Annotated in this window: 7 protein-coding genes and 1 pseudogene (1 of these 8 cut by a window edge); 3 read left to right on the forward strand and 5 right to left on the reverse strand. The window is 63.6% G+C overall.

All coding sequences use genetic code 11. The features are described from left to right. Positions 1 to 108 precede the first annotated feature (108 nt). Genes dapA through rpsO form a run of 5 tightly spaced genes read right to left on the reverse strand, consistent with a single transcriptional unit; the run spans position 109 to position 5,311 of the window. The gene (gene dapA / locus KJ624_03275; GenBank protein ID MBU2008863.1) at positions 109 to 1,017 is read right to left on the reverse strand and encodes a 4-hydroxy-tetrahydrodipicolinate synthase; all 909 of its coding nucleotides are present in this window, start codon (positions 1,015 to 1,017) and stop codon (positions 109 to 111) included. Next, positions 1,018 to 2,028 (reverse strand): aspartate-semialdehyde dehydrogenase, encoded by a 1,011-nt coding sequence (locus KJ624_03280; GenBank protein MBU2008864.1) that lies wholly within the window; start codon positions 2,026 to 2,028, stop codon positions 1,018 to 1,020. It abuts the gene before it with no gap. After that, on the reverse strand, positions 2,025 to 2,825 hold the full coding sequence (gene dapB, locus KJ624_03285; protein MBU2008865.1) for a 4-hydroxy-tetrahydrodipicolinate reductase: 801 nt from the start codon (positions 2,823 to 2,825) through the stop codon (positions 2,025 to 2,027). Before dapB ends, KJ624_03280 begins: the two co-directional genes overlap by 4 nt. Positions 2,826 to 2,830: 5 nt before the next feature. Further along, positions 2,831 to 5,020, reverse strand: coding sequence for a polyribonucleotide nucleotidyltransferase (locus KJ624_03290; GenBank protein MBU2008866.1), 2,190 nt, complete (start codon positions 5,018 to 5,020; stop codon positions 2,831 to 2,833). A 27-nt stretch (positions 5,021 to 5,047) separates the two neighbouring features. After that, a complete protein-coding gene (gene rpsO / locus KJ624_03295; protein ID MBU2008867.1) occupies positions 5,048 to 5,311 on the reverse strand; it encodes a 30S ribosomal protein S15 in 264 nt (87 codons plus the stop codon). Positions 5,312 to 5,440: 129 nt separating this feature from the next. Between rpsO and KJ624_03300 the strand changes: the two are divergent. The 3 genes and pseudogenes from KJ624_03300 to KJ624_03310 form a co-directional block, all read left to right on the forward strand. Then, positions 5,441 to 5,512, forward strand: a pseudogene (locus KJ624_03300) (zinc-binding protein). 34 nt (positions 5,513 to 5,546) lie between these two features. Then, entirely contained in the window at positions 5,547 to 5,834 is a 288-nt protein-coding gene (locus tag KJ624_03305; protein MBU2008868.1) for a DUF503 domain-containing protein, read from the forward strand. 2 nt (positions 5,835 to 5,836) lie between these two features. Beyond that, positions 5,837 to 7,204, forward strand: partial view of a DEAD/DEAH box helicase gene (locus KJ624_03310; GenBank protein ID MBU2008869.1) — the 5' portion only. It continues 900 nt past the right edge of the window; the window shows 1,368 of its 2,268 coding nt (coding positions 1-1,368); the start codon lies at positions 5,837 to 5,839; the stop codon falls past the right edge of the window.

Genomic DNA, 7,204 nt, shown 5'->3' on the forward strand with positions numbered 1-7,204 from the left:
GGGAGTTGGGCTGCCCGGTGGTCGGGGTGACATTAGGGGTCGGGGTGGCCCTGCAGGCAGCGGGCAGGCCCAGGACCAGCAGCAACGCCATTGACCACAGCAGCCCCTTCATTCCCCCGCCGGTGCGTGGTGAGGAGGCAGGTCTATCGTGAAGTTCTTGAGGGTGGAATCTATCTGGGCAGCGGTCTTCTCATCGGGCTCCACCAGGGGCAGGCGTGGCTTACCCACCCGGAAGCCCACCCTGTTGAGGGCGTATTTGAGGGGGATGGGGTTGGCCACCAGGAACATGGCACTCACCAGGGGCAGGAGCCGGCGGTGGATGGCGGCCGCCTCGGCGGTCCTGCCCTGAAGGAAATCGTCTATCATCTCCTTTATCTGCTTTCCCACCAGGTGGGAGATGACGCTGATGACCCCGTAGCCCCCCAGGGCCAGGATGGGCAGGGTATCCCCATCGTTCCCGCTCCAGACAAGGAAGTCCTTTCTCCTCACCCCCTGGATAATGCGTGCCACCTGCTCCAGGTTGGCCGAGGCCTCCTTCACGCCGATGATGTTATCTACCTCTGAAAGGCGGAGGACCACATCGGCGGGGAGGTTGGTGACGGTGCGGGAGGGGACGTTATACAAGATGCAGGGCAGGCGGGTGGCGCTGGCGATGGCCCGGAAGTGCTGGTAGAGGCCCTCGGGGGTGGGGCGGTTATAGTAGGGGACCACCAGGAGGCAGGCATCCACCCCCAGCCCCTCCGCCTCCCGGGTGAGTTCAATGCTCTCGGCGGTGTTGTAGCTTCCCGTGCCGGCCACCACCGCCCCTCTATTGCCCGCGGCCTCTCTCACCTGGGCGAAAAGCTTCAGTTTTTCCTCCCGGCTCAGGGTGGGGGCCTCGCCGGTGGTGCCCGAGACCACCAGGCCGTCGCTCCCTGAGGCCAGAAGGGCTCTGGCCAGGCGTTTTGCCTGGGGGTAGTCCACCTCTCCCCTCTCGTTGAAAGGGGTGACCATGGCGGTGATGAGGCGGCCCAGCATTTATAGCCAGCCGTTCTGGAGCAGGGCCTCGGCTATCTGGATGGCGTTGATGGCCCCCCGGCGCAGGTTATCGGCCACCACCCACATGGTCAGGCCGTTGGGCAGGGCCACATCCTGCCGCACGCGCCCCACATGGACCTCGTCGGTGCCCGCCACGGCCCAGGGCTGGGGATAGAGGCTCACCTCGGGGTCATCCTCCACCTTCACCCCCGGGGCCTGGGCCAGTAACCGGCGGGCCTCCTCTGGGTTGATGGGGTTGGTGAATTCCACGTGGATGGCCTGGCTGTCCCCGATGTAGACCGGCACCCGGACGCAGGAGGCGGAGATAGCCAGGTCAGGGGAATGCATCAGCTTGGCGGCCTCCTCTTTTATCCGCCATTCCTCCATGGTATAGCCATTGTAAAGGAAGACGTCTATTTCCGGTAATATGTTGAAGGCTGTCTGGTGGGTAAAGACATGTGGGATGACGCCCTTTCCCTCCAGGACCTGTTTGGCCTGGTTGGTGAGCTCTTCCATAGCCGCCGCCCCCGCCCCGGAGACGGACTGGTAGGTGGCCACCACGGCCCTCCTGATGGGGTTTACCCGGTGCAGGGGGGCCAGGGCCATTACCATCTGGATGGTAGCGGCACTGGGGCTGGCGATGATCCTCTTGTGGTGCTTCAGGTCTTCCAGGTTTACCTCAGGGACCACCAGGGGGACCCAGGGCTCCATGCGGTATGTGGCCGACTGGTCTATTACCACCGCTCCGTTCTTGACTGCGGTTGAGGAGAAACGGCGGCTAGCTTCAGTGCCGGCAGCGAAGAAGACCAGGTTCAGACGGCTCAGGGAGGCGGAGGTGAGCTCCTTCACCTCTATCTCCTGGTGGTTGAAGAAGAGCTGCTTGCCGGCGGAGCGGTCGGAGGCCAGGAGCTGAAGGGAAGTGAGGGGGAACTGCCTTCTCTCCAGGAGCTTTAACAGCTCTCGCCCCATCAGGCCGGTGGCTCCCACCACGGCCACATAGAGGGGCTTCACGGCGGGTTCCCTCCCAGGCCCAGGAGCTTCTCCAGGCCATAGACCAGTCCCTTGAGCTCCACAACTGCCTTGATGGCCAGGAGGACGCCGGGCATGAAGCACTCCCGGCTTATGGCATCGTGCCTGATGCTGAGGGTCTGGCCCGATGCCCCGAAGATGACTTGCTGGTGGGCCATGAGCCCGGGGAGGCGCAGGCTGTGGAGGGCGATGCCACTCAGCTCCCCGCCCCTGGTGCCGGGGAGGTTCTCCTTCTGGGTGACGGGATGGAGGAAGGGCTTCCCCCTGGCCTTGGCTATGGCCCTGGCTGTAGCCAGGGCGGTGCCTGATGGGGCATCCAGCTTTTCGTGGTGGTGCATCTCTATAATTTCAGCGTAGTCAAAGTAGCGGGCAGCTAGTTGGGCGAGGTAATTCATCACCACCGCTCCCAGGGCGAAGTTGGGGGCCGCCACCACCCCCACCCCCGCCTCCCGGGAAAGGCGGTCAAATTCCTCCAGGTCATGGGGGGTAAGGCCGGTGGTGCCCATGACCACATTTACGCCTTTCCTGGTGGCCACTGGCACCAGGGCCCTGGCGGCCTCGGCCACGGAGAAATCGGCCAGGACCTGGGGCTTGCCCCTTCCCAGTACCTCCTCCAGGTGGGAGGAGTAGAGGATGGTTTCAAAGCCTGGGGGCAGGGGATGGGCTGGAGCGCGGATATCCACCGCCCCCACCACCTGGAAATCCGGGTTCCTGCTCAGGGCCTGGAGAAGCTCCCGCCCCATCTTCCCCGCCCCGTGAATGGCTACCCGGAGAGCCATTGCCTCTACCGGGGGGGGTTGTCCCTGGGGTGGGGCCGCGGTCGCTGATGAGGCCCGGAGTGAGTGGGGGGGGGACGGTGGGGCTGATGGCTATCCGTTGGCCGGGCTCCGCCTGCCTGCTGAGGTCCCTGGAAAACGGCGCGGCGGGAGAGGTTGACCCTTCCCAGGCGGTCTATCTCCATCACCTTGACCATTATCTCGTCCCCCACCTTCACCACATCCCCGGGGCGGCGGGCATCGTAATCCGCCAGCTCCTCCACGGGGACAAGTCCCTCCTTACCCGGCAATATCTCCACCATGGCCCCGTTGGGGAGTATGCGGGTCACCTTGCCTGTAAAGACGGTCCCCACTTCCACCTCTTGGGTGAGGTTCTGTATCATCTTCATGGCCTTCTGGGCGGCCTCCTCGTTGGTGGAGCCGATGACCACGCTCCCGTTATCGTTGACATCTATGGAGGCCTTTGTCTCATCAATGATAGCGCGGATGCGCCGGCCTCCTGGGCCGATGAGGGCGCCAATCTTCTCTGTGGGTATGGTCATCCGGTACATGCGGGGGGCATAAGGGGAGAGTCGGGTACGGGGCTGGGCAATGGTCTGCCCCATCTTTTCCAGAATCTGGAGCCGGGCCTCCCGGGCCCTCTTCAGGGCCTGCTCCAGGATTTCAAAAGCTACCCCTTTGAGCTTTATATCCAGTTGGACGGCGGTGGCCCCCTTTTCTGTCCCGGCCACCTTGAAGTCCATGTCCCCGTAGGCGTCCTCCAGGCCCTCTATATCGGTGAGGATGACATACTGGCCATTCTCACCGGTGATAAGGCCCATGGCCACCCCCCCGACACCAGCCTTGATGGGGACCCCCGCGTCCATCAGGGAGAGGCTGGAGGCGCAGGCCGATGCCATGGAGGTGCTGCCGCTTGAGGAGAGTACCTCCGAGACCAGACGGATGGTGTAGGGGAACTTATCTACAGAGGGCAGGACCGGCTCCAGGGCCTTCTCCACCAGGGCGCCGTGGCCTATCTCCCGCCGACCTGGGGAACCTACCCTCTTCACCTCCCCTGTGGAGAAGGGGGGGAAATTGTAGTGGTGGATAAAGCGCTTGGTCTCTTCTGGGGAGAGGGTGTCCAGCTCCTGCTCCTCCCTGGTGGAGCCCAGGGTGGTGAGGGTCAGGACCTGGGTGTTGCCCCGGGTGAAGAGCCCCGAACCATGGGTGCGGGGCAAAAGGCCCACCTCAGCGCTGATGGGGCGGAGCTGGGTTAGGGGGCGACCATCAGGGCGGCGGCCCTCCTTAAGCAGTACCTCCCGGAAAGCCTTTTTTGCCTGGGCATCAAAAATGGCGGCTATCTCTTCCGGGGGGTAGGTCTCCTTCAGCTTCTCCAGGACCCCGGCCTGGAGCTGGTCAAGCCTTGCTTCCCGCTCTGCCCTGTCCCCTCTGAGGGCCTCAAGGAGCTTTCCCCCCAGGGCATGGACGACCGCCTGAACGGCCTCGGGGCTGGGCTGCCAGGGCTGGAAGGACATCTTGGGCTGACCCAGCTTTTCCCTTATCTCCTCCTGGAGGCGGATGATTTCCTGGTTGGCCTCCTGCCCATAGCGGAGGGCCTGCATCAGCAGGTCGTCGGGCACCTCTTTGGCCCCAGCCTCCACCATGACCACGGCGACTTTTGTCCCTGCCACCACCACCTCCAGGGGACTTTCATTTGCCTGGGAGAAGGTAGGGTTGAGGAAGAAGCTGCCCCCCGAGTAGCCCACCCGCACCGCCCCCACCGGGCCTTCAAAGGGGACGGGGGAGAGGTGAAGGGCGGCGGAGGCCCCCACCACAGAAAGGATATCGGGTGGGTTCTCCTGGTCCGCGGAAAGGACGGTGATGATGACCTGGATATCCTGGCGGAAGCCCTTGGGAAGGAGGGGTCGCAGGGAGCGGTCGGTGAGCCGGGCGGTAAGGGTCGCTTCCTGGCTGGGCCTGCCCTCCCGGCGGAAAAAGCTGCCGGGGATCTTCCCCGCTGCATAGAGCCTTTCCTCAAAATCTATGGTGAGGGGGACGAAGTCCACCCCCTCCCGGGGCTTGCGGCTGTGGCAGGTGGTGGCCAGGACAATGGTATCGCCGTAGCGGACGGAAACAGCCCCCTCCGCCTGCTCTGCCAGCTTCCCCACCTCAAATATCAGTGGCTTTCCGCCCACAAGGCATTGAAACGTATGAGACATCACATAACCTTTCTTCAGTTGCCGGGACTACTTCTTGAGCCCCAGCTTCTCGATGAGGGCCAGATAACGGCGTCTGTTCTTCTTTGCCAGATAGGCCAGAAGGCTGCGGCGTTGCCCTATCAGCTTCAGCAGCCCCCGTTGGGAATGGAAGTCCTTCCGGTTCTTTCCCAGGTGCTGCGCAAGCTCCTTCATCCTCCCCGTGATGAGTGCCACCTGGACCTCCGAGGAGCCGGTATCCTTTGAGTCTCTCCGGTAGTCGCCGATAATGGCCCCTTTTTTCTCCTTATCCAATTTTCCCCTTCCTCTATTTGGCGAAAAATTATAACACAACGAGGTGGCGGTGTAAACGCACTTGTTTTCTCCCCCCTCCCCGTTGTATATTTCTAGCTGTCTTGGGCTTCATGGCGTTTCTGAGGCGGCGGCAGGCCGGCCCAGGTCCCCTTCCAGCCCCATCTGGACCGGCCGGTCTACTGCCACGATTGTTTTGCCAGGGTAGAAATCTGTAGCGAGGTCCCCTCAACCAAGGATGATAGTCGGAATCCTCACAGTGAGGCTTCGCCTCCCGGAGAACCAGTCCCTCAAGGGGAAGCGCCAGGTGGTGAAGTCCGTTATCCAGCGGGTGAGGAACCGCTTCAATGTCTCGGTGGCAGAGGTGGAGGACCAGGACCTCTGGCAGGTAGCCACCATCGGAGTGGGCTGTGTTTCCAATTCTACATCCCATGTCAATGAGGTCCTCTCACGGGTGATGGACTTCATCGCCGGGAGCCGCCTGGACGCGGAGCTCCTGGACTACGAGATAGAGATTCTCCCCTAGGGATGGATACCGCCTCTTTTCTCCGGGGCCTGTCTGCCCTCCCTTTTTACCAGGGGCAGGTGGTGCACATTGAGCGCCTCCCCCCGCGCGAGGCGGCCTATGGGGAGGTGGAGCTTTCCCCCTCTGTCCGTGCTCTTCTCAGGGAGAAGGGTCTTTTCCCCCTCTACCGCCACCAGGCCCAGGCCCTGGAGTATATACGGCGGGGGGAGAATGTGGTGGTGGCCACCCCCTCCGCCTCGGGCAAGACCCTCGTCTATAACCTGGCGGTGATAGAGGCTCTTCAGGCAAGCAAGAGGGCCCGGGCCCTGTATCTTTTTCCCACCAAGGCCCTGGCCCAGGACCAGTGGCGCAAGCTGAAGGAGCTGGGCCTGGGGGAGGGGGGGACCTATGATGGGGATACCCCCTGGGAGGAGAGGGGGCAGCTGAGGAAAAGGACCCGCCTCATCCTCACCAACCCCGATATGCTCCATGTGGGCATCCTGCCCAACCATGCCTCCTGGGCCCCCTTCTTCCGCCACCTCAAGCTGGTGGTGGTGGACGAGGCCCACGCCTACCGGGGGGTCTTCGGCTCCCATGTGGCCCAGGTCCTGAGAAGGCTAAGGCGCATAGCGGAGCTCTATGGCTCCCGGCCCCAGTTCATCCTCTCCTCCGCCACCCTGGCCAACCCCAGGGAGCACGCCCAGAGCCTGGTGGGCCTGCCTTTCCAGGCGGTAACTGAAGACGGCTCCCCCTCCGGGGGCAAGGACTTCGTCTTCTGGGACCCCCCGTTTCTGGACCCCTCCCGCTCCCAGCGCCGCAGCCCCAACAGCGAGGCCGCCTATCTCCTCTCGGAGCTGGTGGCGGGGGGTATAAGGACCCTGGTCTTCGCCCGGAGCCGTCGACTGACGGAGCTTATCTATATCTATGCGCGGGACCGCCTGAAAGAGAAGGCCCCGGGACTGGCCCCCAGGCTCCGGCCCTACCGGGCGGGCTACCTCCCAGAGCTGAGGCGGGAGATTGAGCGGGGGCTCTTTGATGGCGAGCTCCTGGGGGTGGTGGCTACCACCGCCCTGGAGCTGGGGGTGGACATAGGAAGCCTGGAGGCCACCGTCCTCAATGGCTATCCCGGAAGCATAGCCTCCGCCTGGCAGCAGGCGGGGAGGAGCGGCCGGCGGGGTGAGAGGTCCCTCAGCTTCCTCATCGCCCGGGATGACCCCCTGGACCAGTATCTAATGCGCCACCCCGAGGCCTTCTTCCAGCGCCCGGTGGAGCACGCCCTCATCAACCCCCTCAACCCCTATCTCCTGGCCCTCCACCTCCTCTGCGCCGCCTGGGAGTTCCCCCTGCAGGAACGGGATGGCCGCTACTTCGGCGAGGGCTGGGAGAAGATA

The sequence above is a fragment of the Chloroflexota bacterium genome, from assembly GCA_018825785.1.
In the GTDB taxonomy this organism is placed as follows: Bacteria; Chloroflexota; Dehalococcoidia; order JACVQG01; family JAHKAY01; genus JAHKAY01.

Excerpts from the sequence above, each read along its gene's own strand:
- dapA (MBU2008863.1), bottom strand. The coding sequence starts at position 1,017 with ATGCTGGGCCGCCTCATCACCGCCATGGTCACCCCTTTCAACGAGAGG.
- dapB (MBU2008865.1), bottom strand. The coding sequence starts at position 2,825 with ATGGCTCTCCGGGTAGCCATTCACGGGGCGGGGAAGATGGGGCGGGAG.
- KJ624_03290 (MBU2008866.1), bottom strand. The coding sequence starts at position 5,020 with ATGTCTCATACGTTTCAATGCCTTGTGGGCGGAAAGCCACTGATATTT.
- KJ624_03305 (MBU2008868.1), top strand. The coding sequence starts at position 5,547 with ATGATAGTCGGAATCCTCACAGTGAGGCTTCGCCTCCCGGAGAACCAG.